Source organism: Sphingobium sp. HDIP04, assembly GCF_000445085.1.
GTDB lineage: Bacteria > Pseudomonadota > Alphaproteobacteria > Sphingomonadales > Sphingomonadaceae > Sphingobium > Sphingobium indicum.
Genome location: NZ_ATDO01000105.1, coordinates 1 through 17,939, shown reverse-complemented (window position 1 = coordinate 17,939; position 17,939 = coordinate 1). Strand labels below are relative to the sequence as shown.

At 61.4% G+C, this 17,939-nt stretch carries 13 protein-coding genes and 1 tRNA gene; 6 read left to right on the top strand and 8 right to left on the bottom strand.

The window, feature by feature from the left end:
- A partial coding sequence (locus L286_RS38810) for a hybrid sensor histidine kinase/response regulator (protein WP_021223642.1) occupies positions 1-3,141 on the top strand: 3,141 nt, incomplete at its 5' end.
- Entirely contained in the window at positions 3,138-4,028 is an 891-nt protein-coding gene (locus L286_RS38805; RefSeq protein WP_020819127.1) for a response regulator, read from the top strand. The genes L286_RS38810 and L286_RS38805, both read left to right, overlap by 4 nt.
- Before the next feature lie 331 nt (positions 4,029-4,359).
- Here L286_RS38805 and L286_RS47985 read toward each other — a convergent pair whose 3' ends face one another.
- The 6 genes from L286_RS47985 to L286_RS38780 all read right to left on the bottom strand — a co-directional run bounded on the left by L286_RS47985 (position 4,360) and on the right by L286_RS38780 (position 7,343).
- The gene (locus L286_RS47985) at positions 4,360-4,884 is read right to left on the bottom strand and encodes a PilZ domain-containing protein (RefSeq protein WP_007686313.1); all 525 of its coding nucleotides are present in this window, start codon (positions 4,882-4,884) and stop codon (positions 4,360-4,362) included.
- 264 nt (positions 4,885-5,148) lie between these two features.
- Positions 5,149-5,550: a hypothetical protein gene (locus tag L286_RS38795; protein ID WP_020819129.1), complete on the bottom strand. Its 402-nt coding sequence runs from the start codon at positions 5,548-5,550 to the stop codon at positions 5,149-5,151.
- Positions 5,547-5,861 carry a hypothetical protein gene (locus tag L286_RS49345; protein WP_020819130.1) on the bottom strand — a complete coding sequence of 105 codons (315 nt, stop codon included), beginning with the start codon at positions 5,859-5,861 and terminating at the stop codon, positions 5,547-5,549. The genes L286_RS38795 and L286_RS49345 overlap by 4 nt, the downstream gene beginning before the upstream one ends.
- Positions 5,862-6,146: 285 nt before the next feature.
- A complete protein-coding gene (locus L286_RS49340) occupies positions 6,147-6,461 on the bottom strand; it encodes a hypothetical protein (protein WP_235181697.1) in 315 nt (104 codons plus the stop codon).
- A 331-nt stretch (positions 6,462-6,792) separates the two neighbouring features.
- Positions 6,793-7,092 (bottom strand): CcdB family protein, encoded by a 300-nt coding sequence (locus tag L286_RS38785; protein ID WP_020819132.1) that lies wholly within the window; start codon positions 7,090-7,092, stop codon positions 6,793-6,795.
- Positions 7,092-7,343 carry a type II toxin-antitoxin system CcdA family antitoxin gene (locus tag L286_RS38780; protein ID WP_007686304.1) on the bottom strand — a complete coding sequence of 84 codons (252 nt, stop codon included), beginning with the start codon at positions 7,341-7,343 and terminating at the stop codon, positions 7,092-7,094. Before L286_RS38780 ends, L286_RS38785 begins: the two co-directional genes overlap by 1 nt.
- Positions 7,344-8,236: 893 nt before the next feature.
- Here L286_RS38780 and L286_RS48585 point away from each other — a divergent pair.
- A complete protein-coding gene (locus L286_RS48585) occupies positions 8,237-8,998 on the top strand; it encodes a hypothetical protein (RefSeq protein WP_152522350.1) in 762 nt (253 codons plus the stop codon).
- Between the two features lie 106 nt (positions 8,999-9,104).
- On the top strand, positions 9,105-10,082 hold the full coding sequence (locus L286_RS38770) for a MerR family transcriptional regulator (RefSeq protein ID WP_020819134.1): 978 nt from the start codon (positions 9,105-9,107) through the stop codon (positions 10,080-10,082).
- Between the two features lie 383 nt (positions 10,083-10,465).
- Here the strand turns inward: L286_RS38770 and L286_RS38765 are convergent.
- Positions 10,466-10,541 (bottom strand) — tRNA-Thr (locus L286_RS38765).
- 181 nt (positions 10,542-10,722) lie between these two features.
- On the opposite strand from L286_RS38765, the gene L286_RS38760 reads away from it, so the two are divergent.
- Together L286_RS38760 and L286_RS38755 are read left to right on the top strand one after the other, a co-directional pair.
- On the top strand, positions 10,723-11,994 hold the full coding sequence (locus tag L286_RS38760; protein WP_020819135.1) for a PAS domain-containing protein: 1,272 nt from the start codon (positions 10,723-10,725) through the stop codon (positions 11,992-11,994).
- 309 nt (positions 11,995-12,303) lie between these two features.
- The gene (locus L286_RS38755) at positions 12,304-16,971 is read left to right on the top strand and encodes an NAD-glutamate dehydrogenase (RefSeq protein WP_020819136.1); all 4,668 of its coding nucleotides are present in this window, start codon (positions 12,304-12,306) and stop codon (positions 16,969-16,971) included.
- A 180-nt stretch (positions 16,972-17,151) separates the two neighbouring features.
- Here the strand turns inward: L286_RS38755 and L286_RS38750 are convergent.
- Positions 17,152-17,939, bottom strand: a 788-nt coding sequence (locus tag L286_RS38750; RefSeq protein WP_021223639.1) for an MlaA family lipoprotein, incomplete at its 5' end; no start/stop codon positions are given.

Here is a 17,939-nt window from a genome sequence, read left to right as displayed (position 1 = left end):
GGGGGCGGCGCTTCCAACCTTCCGGGCCGCATCGTCGCCAAGCGGCAGCGCGTGGTCGGAACCCGCCGCATCTATAACCAGTGGGTCAACAACCAGACGCTGGAAGATTATGCGCTGCGCTATACCGCCCGGAAGGCGCGGCGCTGGTCGCCCGCCTGGGTCGCCAACACGGCGCTCGGTTCGGTCGCCTTCCTCGCCTGCGAAGCGATCGGGGCCACGGTCACGGTCGCCTACGGCTTCGACAGCACGGTCCTGGCGCTGCTGACGGCGGGCATCATCTTCCTGATATCGGGCCTGCCCGTCTGCTATTATGGCGCGCGCTACAATGTCGACATGGACCTGCTGACGCGAGGGTCGGGTTTCGGCTATCTCGGCTCGACCATCACCTCGGCGGTCTACGCTTCCTTCACCTTCATTCTCTTCGCGCTGGAGGCGGTGATATTGTCGGCGGCGCTCAAACTGTGCTTCGGCATCCCCCTGCCCATCGCCCATCTGATCAGCGCGCTCATCGTCATCCCCATATCGGCCTATGGCTTCGCGCGGATCAGCGCCTGGCAGAACTGGACCCAACCGATCTGGCTGATCCTGCAATGCGCTCCGCTGCTCTATTTCATCGGCAAGGGGCAGGATGGGCTGGCGCTATGGACCGGCTATGCCGGAACGTCCCCCGCGCCGCCGTCGCTCCGCTTCGGCCTTGCCCTTGCGGTATTCCTCTCTCTGCTGCCCCAGATCGGCGAGCAGGTCGATTATCTGCGTTTCCTGCCGGACCGGGAACAGGCAGGCAAAAGGCGCTGGTGGACGGCGCTGTTGCTGACGGGGCCGGGATGGATCGTGCCGGGCGCGATCAAGATCCTGTTCGGATCCTTCCTGGCGGTCATGGCGCTGGGCGCGGGCATGGGCGTGGGCGACGCCACCAATCCGACCATGCTCTATTACATGAATTTCGGGGCGCTGCTCCATTCGCCCATGGCCGCGCTGATGCTGACGGGGCTGTTCGTCGCCATCTGCCAGATCAAGATCAACGTGACCAACGCCTATGCAGGCTCGATCGCCTCCTCCAACTTCTTTTCCCGGCTGACCCACCGCCATCCCGGCCGCGCGGTGTGGCTGGTGTTCAACGTGCTGATCGCGCTGATGCTGATGCAGGGCGGCATCCAGAATGTGGTGGAGCGCGTGCTGGCGCTCTACAGCAATTTCGCGGTCGCATGGTTCGGCGCGGTCATCGCCGACCTGATGGTCAACAAGCCGCTCGGCCTATCGCCCAAGGGCATTGAGTTTCGCCGCGCCTATCTGCACGACATCAATCCGGTGGGCGTGGGCGCGATGGTCCTCTCCCTCCTCATCTCCACCGCCAGCTTCAGCGGCATGCTGGGCGAGGACGCCCGCGCCGTGTCGCCCATCATCGGCCTCGCCACAACCTTCATCGCCGCGCCGCTGCTCGCCTGGGCGACGGGCGGGCGCTATTATCTCGCCCGCCCGGTCGACATCCTTGCGCCGCAGGAGCATCGCTGCATCCTTTGCGAAAACAGCTTCGAACCTTCGGACATGGCGCATTGCCCGGTCTATCAGGGCAATATCTGCTCGCTCTGCTGCACGCTGGAGGCGCGATGCCATGACGCCTGCAAGCCGCCGCAAAGCTGGACCGCCCAATTGGCGCAGGCGATGAGGCGGATCGTGCCGTGGACGCTGAACGACATCGTCTACCTGCGCATCGTCCGCTTCCTGGGCGCCTATGGCCTGACGGCGACAATCATTTCGGTCGTGCTGGCCGTCACCTATTACCAATCCGTCGGGCAGGGCAGCGATGGCCGGACGGTGGCCCGCATCCTGTGGACGACGCTGGGCGGCATGCTGATCGTCGGCATCTTTCCCACCTGGTATCTGGTGCTCAGCCGCGAAAGCCAGCGCGCGGCCGAGGAGGAATCCGACCGGCAGACCAGCATGCTGGTCGATGAGATAGAGGCGCACGCCCGCACCGACGCCGAACTGCAACGCGCGAAGGAAGCCGCCGACGCCGCCAACCTGGCCAAGAGCCGCTTCATCGTCGGCATCAGCCACGAAATCCGCACGCCGCTCAACACCATTTCCGGCTATGCCCAGTTGCTGGACAAGGATCCGGCGCATCTGGCCGACGCGGTCCGCGTGATCCGCCGCAGCGCCACCCATCTGACCGACCTGATCGACGGGCTGGTCGACGTATCGCGGATCGAAAACGGGTCGGTCCGCATCCAGCGCGCCCCGGTCAACCTGCACGACCTGCTCCACCAACTGGGCGACATGTTTCGGCTTCAGGCGGCGGCGCGGGGCATTCAGTTCTCCCACAGCCGCGCCCCCCATCTGCCGCAATGGGTCTATTCCGACGAAAAGCGGCTGCGGCAGATATTGATCAACCTCATCTCCAACGCGATCAAATATACGCCGCAGGGGTCCGCCTCCCTCGCCGTGCACTGGCGCAATCCGGTGGCGGAGTTCGAGATCAAGGATAGCGGCGTGGGCATCGCCGCCGACGACCTGAAGCGCATCTTCGAACCGTTCGAGCGGATCAACGCGGTGCCGGGCCAGCCCGGCGTCGGCCTGGGCCTCACGATAACGCGGCTGCTGGCGGACATCATGGGCGGACAGGTGACGGTGGAAAGCCGGCCCGGCGCGGGCAGCGTCTTCCGCGTCAAGATGTTCTTTTCCGAAGCGCCGGGCGCCGATCGCAAGGCTGAAAGCGCGGCGGTCGCGCAAGGGAACGCAGGCATTCCCCGCACGATCCTGGTGGCGGACGACGATCCGGCGCATCTCGATCTGGCGCGCGGGATATTGTCGCCCTTGGGTTGCCGCCTGGTTTTCGCGCAGGACGGCGCGGAGTGCCTTCGCCTCTATCGGGAACATCGGCCGGACCTGATCCTGCTGGACATCGCCATGCCGCGGATGAGCGGCTGGGACGTGGCGCGCGCGATCCGCGGGCAGGAGCAGGACGAGGATGTGGGCATCCTGATGGTGTCGGCCAACGTCCACGACTTTCAGCGCCCGCGCCAGATCGACGATCCGCATGACGACTATCTGCTCAAGCCCTATGATGTGGAAGAGATGCGCGACCGGGTGCTGACGCTGCTCGGTCCGGCCGCGACGGTCGACGGGACGGAGCCGTCATGACCGCGAAAATCCTGATCGTCGATGACGATCCCGACAGCCGGGACATGCTCCGCCGCATGGTGGAGGGCGAGGGTTGGGACGCCATCCTGGCCGCGTCGGGAGAGGAGGCGCTGGCCCTGGCGGAGGGGGCCGACCTGGTCCTGATGGACGCCGTGATGCCGGGCATGGGCGGCTTCGACGGTTGCCGCCAGCTGAAGGCTGAACCCGCGACCGCGCACCTGCCGGTGATCTTCATGACCGGCCTTACCGAAACCGCCGATGTCCTGCGCGGGCTGGAGGCGGGCGGGGTCGATTATGTGACCAAGCCGTTGGTGCTGGAGGTTCTGGTCGCGCGCATCGCCGTCCATCTGGGCAATGCCCGGCTCGCGCGCCGGGCGTTGGCCGCGCTGGACCATGCGGGCGGGCGCATCATGGTGGCCGACGAAGCGGGCGGGATCAAATGGGCGACGGACCAGACCCGGCAATTTCTCGAAGAATTGGGGCCAGCCGTCACCGCCCAGGTCGAAAGCGCGATGCGGACCCTTGCCGCCCGGAACGCCCCCGGCCAGCGTTCGCTCGTCATTCCGATCGATGGCGGCAGGCTGACCGTTACCGCAAGGGGCGAAAATGGGTCGGGCGAAGCCATGTTCCATCTTTCCCGCACGATCGAGGATGGCGAGATAGTCGATCTTCAGGAGGCCTTCGGCCTGACCAGGCGCGAGGCGGAAGTCCTGTTATGGATATCGCGCGGCAAGTCCAACCGGGATGCGAGCGAGATTCTCAACATCAGCGCGCGTACCGTGAACAAGCATCTGGAACAGATTTTCGTGAAGATGGGCGTGGAAAACCGGGCTGCCGCCGCTGCCGCCGCCACGCGGGTGACCTTGGATGCTTCCGACCAAAGATGAGGCGTTAAAACGGCTGGCTGGCCAGCCACATGGTGGAACATGATCGAAGGGTCGACGACGACCCATTCAAGCTGACGAATAATTCAATGGATCGTTCGGTCAGCACAGTTCTGCCGGACTTGAGGACAATTATCGGACGTTCCTTGCCAATGATTGCGAACCGCGGGATGGACTCTGACAGGATCAAGAATTGCTCCCTTCCAATGGCTTGACCAAGCCGCTGCAAGAACTGGCGGCGCATCGTGACCCGCTACGACAAAACCGGAGAATCCTATCTCGGCTTCGTCGCACTCGCCTCAGTCAAACTATGGATACCCTTTGTCCACGAAACCTAAAGGTGACTTTCCAGTTCGGAAAACGGTCGCGAGAGGATGTGGTAAAGTTCGTTGGCGGCAAAGCCTGCAGCAATGAGAGCAAGGACTACGAACACACCAAATTGGAATGCCGCTGACCAACGTCGGCTATTCTCCAATTGGCGCGCAATGCGAGCATCTGCGTCCGCTCTTGGCTGAGCTCGGCGTTCATAGGATGATTCGGGATCATTCGCAGATCGGGGACGGGAAGCTAGGCGGGGTTCATTGATTATGGCAGCGATGTCGAGCCTGCCCTGCGCCTGAATCCCGAAAAAGCGATCTTTCCGCCAGACGACCCGCCCTATAATCGTCTGTCGCCCACGCCGGATCTCTATATAAGTGCCGCGCTCAGGGGCTTCGTCAGATGCCACGAGTGCGCCACCGGAGGACAGATTATGAATGACCACTTCGATCCAGGACTGGCCCACACGCATCCGCGCCGGAATCAACACCGGATGACGTGTCTCCCGAGGTTTGTAGCCAATCTGTAACGCCTTGAGCACGCGCCAGCTTCTCCCAGATTATCGCTCCTAAACTATCATGGTGAAAAAAATGCTAAGAAGGAGCGAGTATAGGTCTGCTTCCGGGAGCATGGCCTCAGGTCACGATGCATCATCCCGCCAGCTTCGGGTGATGGCACCCGGTTAGCCAGCCAGGGCTATCTCGATCGCCGCTGCCGCATGAATCGCGGTCGTGTCGAAAATTGGCACCTGACTGTCTTCAGGCCGGACCAACAGCATACCGTCGGGATAGCTCGCAAATTTACGTCAGTCGCCAGTAACCTCGCCCTCATCATCCTTCAGCTTGACCGCCACGCGATGCGACCGTGCAGCTTGGATCAATTTCTCAATTTCATATAATAGGCTCCGGCCTTGATCGGTTTTGCCATTATCATCGTTAGGATCGTCGGCGAACAGGGCCTTCGCCTGTCCAGCAAGGTTGATCAATTGCGCATAATCCTCCTCCCCCAGTTTCTTGCGCACCTTTTGCGCACCTTCGGTCAATGCATGAAACTCACTGTCGATATTCCGCTCCGGAAATACCCCCGATTTGTCGATGAAGGTAGGCGCTCCCAAAAACATGGACCCCAGCAGATCATAGATTTCGCTGAGGGATGCAGGAATATAAGGATCAGGATTATGGTAAGAGCTAATGAAAGGATCGCTCATCGCTTCGCCTCCGGTCGGGTGATAATGTAGCTACTCTCGGCCCCGATCTGACGAAGACGAATGATGACCACATGGGTCGGACGAAAATCAGCATCGAAAAAGCCGCGCACCTGCGGCGTTCGCAAGATCTTTTGCGTGAGTGTAACATCGTAGGCGATATTGCCGACACGAATATCGGGAAGCCGAAAACTCAACTCACTGCCGGAACTGTCATTCTCTCTCCTGTTCACGCGCACTGGCCCTTTCCCGGCCGCATCAATGCCATATTGATGGTAACGCCTACGCAGATCGCTCCGGACCCGTCGATCCATGAAAATTGCCCAGTGCTTCCTGCTCCGAAAGGCGAATATTCAGCCTGCCTGCACTTAACAATTTGATACCCTCCGCATAAGCCTGATCAACTCTCTCCTGGACAAAACGGAGCGTTTCGACCTGCAATGGGCGCACTTCGTTCCCGGTTCTTAGAAATGCTACAGCTTGATCGAGCACAGCGTGTCCAATTGGTTGACCTGGCCGTGCAATGTCTGAGGGAAACCAAGACTATCAAACCGATAATTAGGATCGACAGCGCGGATTTAGTTAATCAACTGGTTCGATCATTCGCGCGTCAGCTCGGCGGTCAGTTCTTGTGCAGGACCAGCAATATCGAAGAGGCTGTCGGCAAGCGCGACAATCGCCCCTCCGGGCTGGCCTTGCAAACCGGGCACAGCCTGCTGCAGCGTCATAGGATCCTGGAATGCCCGAATATTGCTTTCGCGCGGGACTCTCGGCACGCGAGGTAACGATGCAAGTACAATAGCGGCATTACTTTCGCTTGACCGATACACAATATCTTGGGGCGGCGCGGATCGGCCTTCGGCGGGCAGGACATTCAAGCCGCCGCCAACTTGACTACCGGCGACCGTCGCCACACCCTCCGTGCGAGTAGCATCTCGCCGACCAGGTGAAACTATTACTCGACTCAGCGAGCGCGACCCGCCCGGCGCGAAAGTGAATTGCCCGTTTCTAGGATCGTGATAGGGATTGAATTTGACTTCAATGTCGCCGTGGTGTTGCGCAACCGGCCAACTTCCGGTTCGCAACCAAATGGCATATGCATGCCGATACGTTTCCGATGATATCTCCATCATGCCACCCCGATTTGCCATCGCGGTGGGAACATATCAGCAACATTTTCCAACAAGTCAATCCAATCGGCCTCTATGCCAAAACAAGATCAGATACGCACTCCGGCTCTCAGTTTCAAAAACCGATGATGAGCATGTCCAGTGCGGCACCAATCGCGTCCGCCTCAGAACCGAGCGATTGCACTATTTCTCCTATTTCGCGGATAGGGACACTCGCAGCAAACTGCGTAACCATCACAAACCGCACGCCTTCCACCTCGAATATCGGATTCAACCGCGCTGCAGGTTTGGGGGCTCGGTCAATCGGCAGCAGCGGGACGACAAGGCGCGTGTTCAGATCGCTGAGCAGGTCCGCCTGACAATCGAGCACACAGGGACCGCCACTCTTCTGGCGGTACACATCGAATTTCGCCATCAGAATTGGCGGTGCCTCGTTAAAGGCAAGCCATTCTGCTCAACGTAATCATTTGAGCTTGCCAGCGCAGAAGCGTTTTCCACCCTCCATAGCCGCCCCCGCTCCTTGGCTATCTGCTCGATCAATCCTACCTCGCATGCACGCGAAATGTTGAGACCCAGCCTCTTCGCCTCCGCCACCAGCGCTATATCGAGAGACACATTGGTCGGCTTACGGGCCTGCCCAGCAAATTCATGCTCATACCTGCCCATTGCAGCCTCCTTTCATACGCATAAATATGCGCATTCCGTGCCATCCGTCAACCAGCAAGCGAGCAGGAAACATAACCGCAGTTATCGAACACGACCCCCTTTGCCGACCGCGCACACCAATCTTTATGCCCAGTAGGTTGCGAAACCGCCAATATATTGAGCGCAGTTCTCGAACAGGCTGACGACAAGGCCTCAGTATCGACCATGTGCGTTTCCTTTGAGCATGAGGAATTGAACCGAACCCGGACGGGCACGGCTGAACAGGCAGCATCGCTATGGCTGTTCATGATTCACCGCTCGCCCCCTCACGCCTTGGAGAGCGACCTTCGGCTTCAACCTTGCGTCGTCCTATGTACCTCTCGGAGCGACGGCCGAAGCCGGATGTTAGTAACCTGAGGAAACCACAGGCGCATGCGCCTTTATCGGCGAACCGACTGGACATGCGCGCATGCCACCCGGCCTCCAAAATCTGGCGACCGAGTTCCTACAGGTTTGGGGTTCCTACGCCCCACCCTCCGGCTTTCACGGAAGGCAGATCTTTTCTGACGGGATTAGAGCAGCTTCGCAATAGGCGTTTGATCCCGCCTGTTCATATAAGATAGCGAATTTTGCGCGCCCTAATTTCTGGCGAGCAAGAACTCACGCAAAGAGAAATACCTTGCAGCCTTAATGGCCCGTCAACATAGCTTTTCAATAAGCAATTGAAAATAAGTGATAATATTAAAATCGACGGATTTCTGCGGGTTTGCGGAGTCAACGGCTTTATTTCAAATTTTTGACCAGCAACCTCCTTGACCTTCGAACCACCCTTCCATCATTATGTTATTCGAAACAACAACATCACCGATACTTCTATGAATAGGTGCGCATGTCGCCAACCTATTGGAGGCATTATGAAACTATACAGTAAAAGAGAATGGCGCGCGTTCGCTGCGGAGGTGATAAAGCTGCATAGAGAGCAATGCTCCCACTGTTTATCCTCCAGAAAAGATGGCGTAATTTTACAGGTCCATCATATCCATTACATCGATGGCAGAAAACCTTGGGAATATAGCTACGAGGAATGCACAGTCTTATGCAAAGGCTGCCACGCTAAAGAGCATGGGATAATAATGCCTACCGATGGATGGAGGTTCATTGGCAAGGATGACCTTGGCGACCTTTGCGGCCAATGCGATAATTGTGATACTAAACTTCGGTATACCCACCTCATCACGCATCCTAATTGGGACTCGATGGAAGTAGGCATCGATTGTTGCGATCATTTGACCAAGACAACAGAAGCAAGCGATCTGCATCGTTATTATATAAATAGGCTTAATCGAAGGAAGATTTTTGTAAATTCCTCAAGATTGATTCGCTTCAAAGATGGAGCCAATTCAATTAATCATAAAGATATATTCTTGATGATTAAGCGAACTGAAGAAGGAAAATTCCGTATTTCCCTAAACAATGTTAATGGCAAAAAAGACTATGAGACATTTTTGGATGCTCAGATAAAAGCCTTTGACTTCATTGAGGATGGTAGTGCTTCAGCATACCTCAATGACCGCCAACGCAAAATTAGGGCGCGAAGACAACCTGACGGCGCCGCAGCAGCATGCGAATTTCTGATCAGGCCCCGCCGGAAGATACATCATTCCATTCATCGATAATCGAATATGCCACTTCGCCCACATTTTGCAGCTTCAATCCAATGAATCTCGAACTTAACGCAAGATTTGCGTTTACAGACGCATCATATGCGTTTATAGGCGAGCCATGGACCCAATTCGCGCTCTCTATACTCGCCAGCAAGTGGGAAATCTTGCTGGGTTGGATGATACGACGCTCAACTATTGGAGCCGCGAAGGGCTGCTTGTCCCAACCGAGGGCGGCAGCGGGCGCGGCAGCCATCGGAGGTTCGACTTCGTCCAAGTCAACATAGCTGCAATCTTAGGTCAACTGCGTCGCTTCGGATTGAATATCTCTATAATGCGTTCATTCGCGAGCCTTCTTCAGGAAGCAGCGCAATTAGGTAGCGCGCGAGAAATCCATCCGAGCAACTATCAAACTGCGGCACACTTGGCGACGAAGCTGAACCTGTTTCGGACCGGAGCGGCAGTGATGATCCCGAAACACCATCGATCGGAGGAACGGCCGACTAATTTGCACGGTGAAGCGTACTCTGACTGGCTGCTTGCAAAGAGACCCGCCGAAACCGAGGATCAGATCATCGATGATATACTCGGAATTCGCGACGACTATGATCCTATACAAGCCATAGTGGCAGTTGCAGAAAAAATTGGGCCTAATCGGGAAACGGTAGCGAAAATTTACGGTGAATTGGTGTTTGATCTGCTCGCCCCCGGCTACAGCGATGCCTACAGTTGGCTACTCGGTTTCGGTCCTGATGAGAGTTGGAGGATTGAGTTCGGGTTTGAAGGCGGGAAATTTTTTGAAACCATAGGCGGTCCCTCACCCGAAGATTTTGGTCCTGGCATCTTTCTTCCCGTTTCGGGGATTATCCGCAAGGTCTGGGGATTAAAGACGCCATCCGAATATATGCGGGATCGGGAGGCTGAACGCCTTCGCAAGACGCTGGCCAAAGCCGGGATTGTCGCTGTGATAACTCCAAATGAGCACCCCGATGAGGGTTTAAGCGTCAATGCACCCGGCATTGAATGGCATCTCATCGAAGCAGTGCTGAACAAAGCCGGATTTAGGTCGCAAACGCCTGTGGAAAACTCCGCGCAATGAGCATCCAGGGCAAAGCAAAACAAATTGTTTGGCCCGACACTTTCTTCTGGAGGACGGAGACGTGCTGGAAGGCGCTGTAGCGATAGCCGTCATTGCGGGTGGCGTGGGCACGCTCTTTGCTGGAATTGCAGCCATACGCATTGCGGACGCTTGGAAAATTTGGGCGAGCCGCTGTGATCCAATGAACCCTAACTTTCGCCCCCCATCGCTTGGACGGCGCCCCCGGTGAAGCCGATCGAGCAATGCCCTAACTATGTCCGTTGCGAAGTTTTCCTTCGATCCGCTTGAATCGCAAGCCGAAAGCGCTTCCCACTGGGAACCCACGACCGACCCATCTCAAAGCGCTTTCAGGAGGGAAAATCCGGCCGATAAGGCTAAGGTTCTGGTGCCGCTTACGTGACTCGAACACGTGACCCTCGCATTACGAATGCGATGCTCTACCGACTGAGCTAAAGCGGCGTTGGGGCGGGCAGATAACAGCGCTTGGCGGTAAGGACAAGCGGGCAAATGCGATTTGCCGTCCCTCGCCGCCTCCAAACCGCTTCGGATCATCATTTCATCCCGCCTTTACGGCATGTTTACCATCCAATGGCACTGTCGAGTCTTAAGGAAGATCTTACCCGAACCAAGGACCGATGGGATGGACACTCTGCGGGGGCATGAAATCGCCGATGACGAGGACGATTTCGGTCCGGCCGACGACGCGGCTATCGAAACGCCGCCGCTTGTCGGCGCCGACGAGCGCCGGATGCAGGTGCGCGCCTATAATTATTGGGCGTCTCTGCTGGGCGACCGCAGCCTGCCGTCCATCGAGGATCTGGTCCCTCAGGATCTGGAGGATTTCGGGCCGTTCAGCGTCCTGCTCGACTTCAGCACGGGGCTGGAAAATCCCGCCATCGTCTATCTCGGCACCGCGCTGCGCGAGGAATGCGAGATCGAAGGACAGATCCAGTATATCAACGACGTGCCCGCCCGGTCGCTGCTGTCGCGGCTGACCGACCATTATCTCCAGATCATCGCCAACGCCGCGCCCATCGGATTCGAAGCCGGATTCGTCAACCAGCGCGGGGCGGAAATCCTGTATCGCGGCATATTGATGCCCTTCTCCTCGGATGACGAGACGATCGACTTCGTCTTCGGCGTCATCAACTGGAAGGAAGCGGCCAGCCAGGCCGTCACGGCGGAGATCGACCGGGAGGTGGAAGCCGCCCTGCTCTCCAGCCCCGCCGCGCCGCCGGTCGCGCCGATCTGGGCCGACGGTCCCGCCGTGGAGGATTTCGACACGCTCGACCTTGGCGGCATGGAAAGCCCGGACGAGGACGCGCCGCTGGCCGACTGGCTCGCCCTCGCCCGCGACAGCGCGGAGCAGGCCCGCACCAGCGAAGCGCGCAGCCATGCGGCGCTCTATCGCGCCATCGGCCTCAGCTACGATTTCGCGCTGGTCACGATTGCCCGTCCGGATGAATATGCCGAACTGCTGGAGAATAGCGGCCTCAAGGTCCAGGCCCGCGCCCCGATGACCGCCGTGGTGAAGCTGGTCTTCGGTTCCAGCTACGACAAGACGCGCATCACCGAATATGCCACAGCGCTGGACCATGCCCGCGCCAACGGCATCGCCCTGGGCAGCTTCGGCGACTATCTCGCCAATTATGACGGCGGCCTGAAAGCGCTGGTCCGCGACGAACGGGCCCAGCGCCGCACCGACGGCCCGGCCAAGCCCGATCGCCAGCAGACCGCGCGCGCGGCGATGAAGGCTGCCGCCGCGCTCGATCCCTTCGCGGTCGCCACCGACGGCGACGGCCTGGCCGTGGTCATCGCCCGGCGGGAAAAGGACGGATCGCTCGCCATCGTCGGCGCCTTGCCGGAAGGGTCGGAGATCGGCCGGCGGGCCATCATCGCCGCTGCGGGCTAGAGCGATTTCCAAGCGATCGGAACCCTCCTTGGTCGCTCCCCAAGCCCCTTCCGTCGGCAGAAACAGCCGTGCCGGATTGACAGGACGGCATCATGCTCCGATCTCCATCTCTTCTCTTCGGGCATGCGTCCCATGTTGCGCTGCATCATATTATTTCAATATGACGTAACTTTGTTTCCCGTTCTGGGTTGAGCCTCACGCCGCAGTGGCGCATAGTGGACCGCATCGATTTGAGAAGTCGCGTGGCGGTTCTGCAGCGCCTTCTCCGTTCACGGAAGCGGGAAAGAACCCGCGGCAAGAGGCAGGCGCATGACGGCATTGGCTGAATCGAGGCAAGTTGACCATAATATAAGCAAGGCGCTGGAAGCCGCGCTGGCGCGGGGGGCGCTTCCCGGCGAAAGCGAAGGCTTCGACCAGAAGGCGATGCTGACGGCCGCCGCCTTCATCGCCGGGACCGCCGCGACCCGCCGCCCCGGCCATGTCGCCATCGCCATGGAAACGCTGGGCGAAGGGGCGACGGGGCGCTACATGCGGATCGCCATCGTCAATGACGACATGCCCTTTCTGGTCGATTCCATCGCCAATGCGCTGGCCGCCGCCGACATCATCATCCATCGCCTGCTGCATCCCGTCCTGTCGGTCGACCGCGACGGCAACGGTCATTTGAAGGCGATCCTGGACAATGAAACCGCCGGTGCGCGCCGGGAATCGATGATCTATATCGAGGCGGACCGCGCCGATGCGAAGGCCCGCCGGGCGCTGGAAAAGGCGCTGGAGGAAACGCTGGCCGACGTCCGCGCCGCCGTGGCCGACTGGCCCAGGATGCGGGAGGCGATGGCCGCCGACGCCGATGCCGTGCCGGACGAGGAAGGGGCGGCGCTGCTCCGCTGGTTCCTGGCCCGCCACTTCACCCAGATCGGCCATGAAGTGCGCCGTCGCGATGGAAAGGCGACCACGCGCATCGGCGTCTGCGGCCTGCACGACCGGCCCCTGCTGGCCCCCGCCACCATGGATGCGGCCTTCAACTGGTTCGAGGAAGGCAAGCGCACGCCGCTCATCATCAAGTCCAACCGGCTTTCGCGGGTCCATCGCCCGGTCCTGCTGGACCTGATCATCGTGCCGGTGCGGGACGGCAAGCAGGTGACGGCGCTTTCCATCCACGCCGGCATGTGGACCAGCGCGGGGCTGGCGACGACGCCGGACAAGGTGCCGCTGCTGCGTTCCGCCCTGTCGGCGCTGATGGACAAGTTCGATTTCGATCCGCATGGCCATGCGGGCAAGATGCTGACCCATGCGCTGACCGCCCTGCCCCACGACATCCTCATCGGCTTCGACCGGGAGACGCTGGAGCGGCTGGTGCTGACCTTCATGTCGCTGACGGACCGACCGCGCCCGAAGCTGGTGCTGGGGACAAGCGCGCTGGCCCGCCATCTCTACGCCTTCGCCTGGCTGCCGCGCGAGGAACTGACCACGGCGCGCCGCGTCGCGGTGCAGGACATGCTGAGCCAGGCCTGCAACGGCCCGGTGCTGAGCTGGTCGATCGCGCTGGAGGAAAGCGGCCTCGCCCTGCTGCGCATCACGCTCGACCTGCGCGACGGCGGCATCGTGCCCGACGAGCAACCGCTCGACCGGCAGTTGAAGCAGATGGTGCGCGGCTGGCTGCCCGCCGTGGAGGAGGCGCTGGCCGAAAGCGAGGAGGCGGGCCGCGCCGCGACGCTGGCGCAGCGCTACGCCCCCGGCTTCCCCATGGGCTACCGCAACGGCGCCGGCCCGGCGGAGGCGGCCATCGACATCCGCCTGCTGCACAGCCTGTCGGCCCCCGGCGACAAGTCGATCCGCATCTACCGCAATGCTGAGGATGCGCCCGAACGGCTGCGGCTGAAACTCTACAGCCATGACGCCATCGCCTTGTCCGAAGTGGTCCCCGCCTTCGAGAATTTCGGCTTCCGCGTGATCGACGAGATGCTGACGGCGGTGGAAGCCAGGGGACAGGGGGGCGCGCTTGGCCATGTCCAGCGCTTCGTCCTGGAACTGCCGGCGGGGGGCGACGCGGAAACGGTGATCGCCCGCGCCAACATCGTCACGGAGGCGATCGCGCAAGTCACCGAAGGCGTGGCGGAAAACGACCGCTTCAACGAACTGATCGTCACGGCCGGGCTGGACCAGCGATCGGTCGTGCTGCTGCGCGCCCTGTTCCGCTATTTGCGGCAGACCGGCATGGCCTATGGCATGGCGACCTTCGCCGAAACGCTGCGGCGCGAACAGGGCATTGCCCGCCAGCTCATCGAGCTGTTCGAAGCGCTGCACGATCCGGAGGCCAGGAACGGCCCAGCCCGCGCCGCTGCCGCCCAACGGGAGATCGAGGCGGGGCTGGAGAAGGTCACCGCCATAGACGAGGATCGCGTGCTGCGCCTGCTGCGGGCAGTGATCTCCGCGACGCTGCGCACCAATTTCTATAGCGAGGCCGCGCAGGAGGCGCTGGCCTTCAAGCTGGACAGCGCGCGGATTCCCGGCTTGCCCGCGCCATTGCCCTGGCGGGAGATCTGGGTCTATTCGCCGCGGGTCGAGGGCATCCACCTGCGCGCCGGTCCGGTCGCGCGCGGCGGACTGCGCTGGTCCGACCGGCGGGACGATTTCCGCACCGAAATATTGGGCCTGATGAAGGCGCAGCGGGTGAAGAATGCCGTCATCGTGCCGACCGGCGCCAAGGGCGGCTTCTATCCCAAGCAGCTTCCCAATCCGCAGGTCGACCGCGACGCCTGGTTCGCGGAGGGCACGGAAAGCTACCGCATCTTCATCCGCGCCCTGCTGTCGGTCACCGACAATATCGTCAAGGGTAAGGTCAGGCATCCGGCCCAGGTCGTCATCCATGACGGCGACGACCCCTATTTCGTCGTCGCCGCCGACAAGGGCACGGCGACCTTTTCCGACGTGGCCAACGCCATCGCGCTGGAACGGGACTTCTGGCTGGGCGACGCCTTCGCCAGCGGCGGCTCCAACGGTTACGATCACAAGGCGATGGGCATCACCGCCAGGGGCGCGTGGATCAGCGTGAAGCGCCACTTCGCGGAAATGGGCGTCGACGTGCAGAACGATCCGGTGCGCGTCGTGGGCTGCGGCGACATGTCGGGCGACGTGTTCGGCAACGGCATGCTGCTGAGCAAGGCGATCAGGCTGGTCGCCGCCTTCGACCACCGTCACATCTTCCTCGACCCCGATCCCGATCCGGCGAGAAGCTGGGAGGAACGCAACCGGCTGTTCCAGTTACCGCGATCAAGCTGGGACGATTATGACAAGGCGCTGATCTCCCAGGGCGGCGGCGTCTTCCCGCGCAGCCTCAAGAGCATTCCCCTGACGCCGGAGGTGCAGGCGATATTGGGTGTCGCCGACACGGAAATGGAGCCGACTGCGCTCATCTCCGCGATCCTGAAAAGCCCGAACGACCTGCTCTGGTTCGGCGGCATCGGCACCTATGTGAAGGCCGCCGCGCAGAGCCATGGCGATGTGGGCGACCCCGCCAACGACCGGCTGCGCGTCAATGCCGAGCAGCTTCGCGTGAAGGTGGTGGGCGAAGGGGCCAATCTGGGCGTCACCCAGGCGGCGCGCATCGCCTTCTCCCTGCGCGGCGGGCGGATCAACACCGACTTCATCGACAATTCGGCGGGCGTCGACTGTTCGGACAATGAGGTGAACATCAAGATCGCGCTGAACAAGGAAATGGCGGAGGGCCGCCTGTCCTTCGAAGACCGCAACAAGCTGCTGGTCGGGATGACCGACGCGGTGGCCGACATCGTGCTGGAGGACAACCGGCTCCAGGCGCTCGGCCTTTCCATCGCGGAGGCTGGCGGCGCGGCGGAACTGGCAAGCTATGTGCGGCTGATCGAGACCTTCGAGGAGTCGGGCCGGCTGGATCGGCAGGTCGAGGGCCTTGCGGCCAACGACCAGTTGCTGCGGCGCGGCCAGGATGGGCTTGGCCTCACCCGGCCCGAGCTGGCGGTGCTGCTTTCCACCGCCAAGCTCGCCTTGCAGGACGCCATCGAGCATGGAGACCTTGCCGCCGACGCCGGCATGGACGCCGAACTGGCCCAGGCCTTCCCGCCCGCGATGCGGAAGAAGGAAGCCGACGCCATCGCCGCCCACGCGCTGAAGAAGGAGATCATCGCCACCAAGGTCGCGAACCGCATCGTCAACCGGCTGGGCCTGATCCATCCGTTCGAACTGGCGGAGGAGGAGGGCTGTTCGCTGGCCGACCTTGCCAGCGCCTTCTTGATCGCGGAGCGGCTGTACGACATTCGCGGGCTATGGGAGGATATAGACGCGGCGGAAATGTCCGAAGCCGCCCGGCTTGCCCTGTTCGGAGACATCGCCAGCGGCATGCGGGCGCAGATCGCGGACATCCTCCGCAGCCTGCCGCCCGGCACGTTGCCGCAGGCGGGCCATGGCGCGCTGGCCAAGGGCGTGGACAAGCTGGCGAAGCAGGTGGACGACCTGCTCACCAGCGAGGCGCTGCGCCGCGTCACGGCGGTGACCGATCGGCTGCTGGCCCTGGGCGCGCCGGAAGCGCTGACCCGCCGCGCCGCCGGGCTGTTCAAGCTGGACGGCGCGGTCGGCATCGCCGCGCTGGCCGGGCGCCTGTCGGTGGATGAAGTCGCCCTCACCCGCGCCTTCACCCATCTGGGCGAAGCGGTCGGCATCGACTGGGTCCAATCCACCGCCGCGCGCATGGCGCCGTCCGACCCGTGGGAGCGGCTGCTGATCTCCGGCGTGGCGCGCGACATGCAGCAGGTGCGGCTCGACTTCCTGGCGCAAGGGGCCGGCAAGGACATCGCCCATCATGTCGAGGCATGGCTGAAGGAAAAGGGCGCCCGCATCCAGCAGTTCCGCGCCCTGGTCCAGCGCGCCAAGGCGGCGGCGACGCCCAATGTCGCGATGCTGGCGGAGATCGCCGGGCAGGCGCGGGGGTTGTTGGGGCGGTGATCCCCGCCCTATCCTCCAACACGCACAACCCCCGTCATTCCCGCGGAGGTGGGAATGACGGGGGTTGTCCGGTTTGGAAGGAAGCGTGTTCCTGCACAGGCAGGAACCCAGTTCCGACGGTCGACCTGGGCTCCTGCTTGCGCAGGAGCACGTCGTGCTTCAACCCAAACAGGACAATTTTCAGGGGGTTGGGGTCGGCTCCGGCAGCGGCGCCTTCCCCAACCCAGGCCCGTAGACCGGCGTCACCGGCTCCTCCACGGCGCGGCCGTGCAGCGCTTCGATCTCGGCCTTACGCTGCTTCAGGTAGAGTTCGCGATAATAGGCGTAGGGATTTTCCTCGCTGCGGATCTGCTGGATCGTCTCGTCGAAGGCGGCGCGCTGGCCCAACTGGTTCAGGATCGTCGCGGGGATCACATATTTGGGCTCGTTGAACGGCTTGCCCACGGCGAAGGGCACGATCAGCTTGTCCACCGTGTCCCCGATGATGTCGCGCAGCGTCGTCGGCCCGACGATGGGCAGGTACATGTAAGGCCCCGGCCCCACCCCGTAATAGCCCAGCACATTGGCGAGGCCATTGGGTCGATAGGGCAGGAAGAAGGGCTTGCGCTTCGCCACGTCGAACAGGCCCGCCACCCCCAGCGTCGTGTTGATGGTGAAGCGCCCCGCCGTCTCCATCGCCTTGCCCGGCTTGAACTGGAGCATATAGGCAAGGAAGACCACCGGCTCCTGCAGGTTGGAGAAGAAGTTGCGCAATCCCTTGCGCGCGGGCTTGGGCAGGCCCTTGTTATAGGCCTTGGCGACCGGCTCCACCACCGCCTTGTCGACCGACTGCACGGCCTCGAAGCTCTTTTCGTTCAACCGTTCCAGCGGATCGCCCGGCGGCGGGCGGGTGTGGCCGGTGACGACGATCTCCCCCGGCTGGGGCGCGGCAGCCGCAGGCGCATCGGCGCCCGGCAGGTTCGGCATCA

Coding starts and splice junctions, on each gene's coding strand:
- L286_RS38755 (WP_020819136.1), top strand. CDS start 12,304: ATGACGGCATTGGCTGAATCGAGGCAAGTTGACCATAATATAAGCAAG.
- L286_RS38805 (WP_020819127.1), top strand. CDS start 3,138: ATGACCGCGAAAATCCTGATCGTCGATGACGATCCCGACAGCCGGGAC.
- L286_RS38780 (WP_007686304.1), bottom strand. CDS start 7,343: ATGGGCAGGTATGAGCATGAATTTGCTGGGCAGGCCCGTAAGCCGACC.
- L286_RS38785 (WP_020819132.1), bottom strand. CDS start 7,092: ATGGCGAAATTCGATGTGTACCGCCAGAAGAGTGGCGGTCCCTGTGTG.
- L286_RS38760 (WP_020819135.1), top strand. CDS start 10,723: ATGGACACTCTGCGGGGGCATGAAATCGCCGATGACGAGGACGATTTC.
- L286_RS48585 (WP_152522350.1), top strand. CDS start 8,237: ATGAAACTATACAGTAAAAGAGAATGGCGCGCGTTCGCTGCGGAGGTG.
- L286_RS38795 (WP_020819129.1), bottom strand. CDS start 5,550: ATGAGCGATCCTTTCATTAGCTCTTACCATAATCCTGATCCTTATATT.
- L286_RS38770 (WP_020819134.1), top strand. CDS start 9,105: ATGGACCCAATTCGCGCTCTCTATACTCGCCAGCAAGTGGGAAATCTT.
- L286_RS49345 (WP_020819130.1), bottom strand. CDS start 5,861: ATGGATCGACGGGTCCGGAGCGATCTGCGTAGGCGTTACCATCAATAT.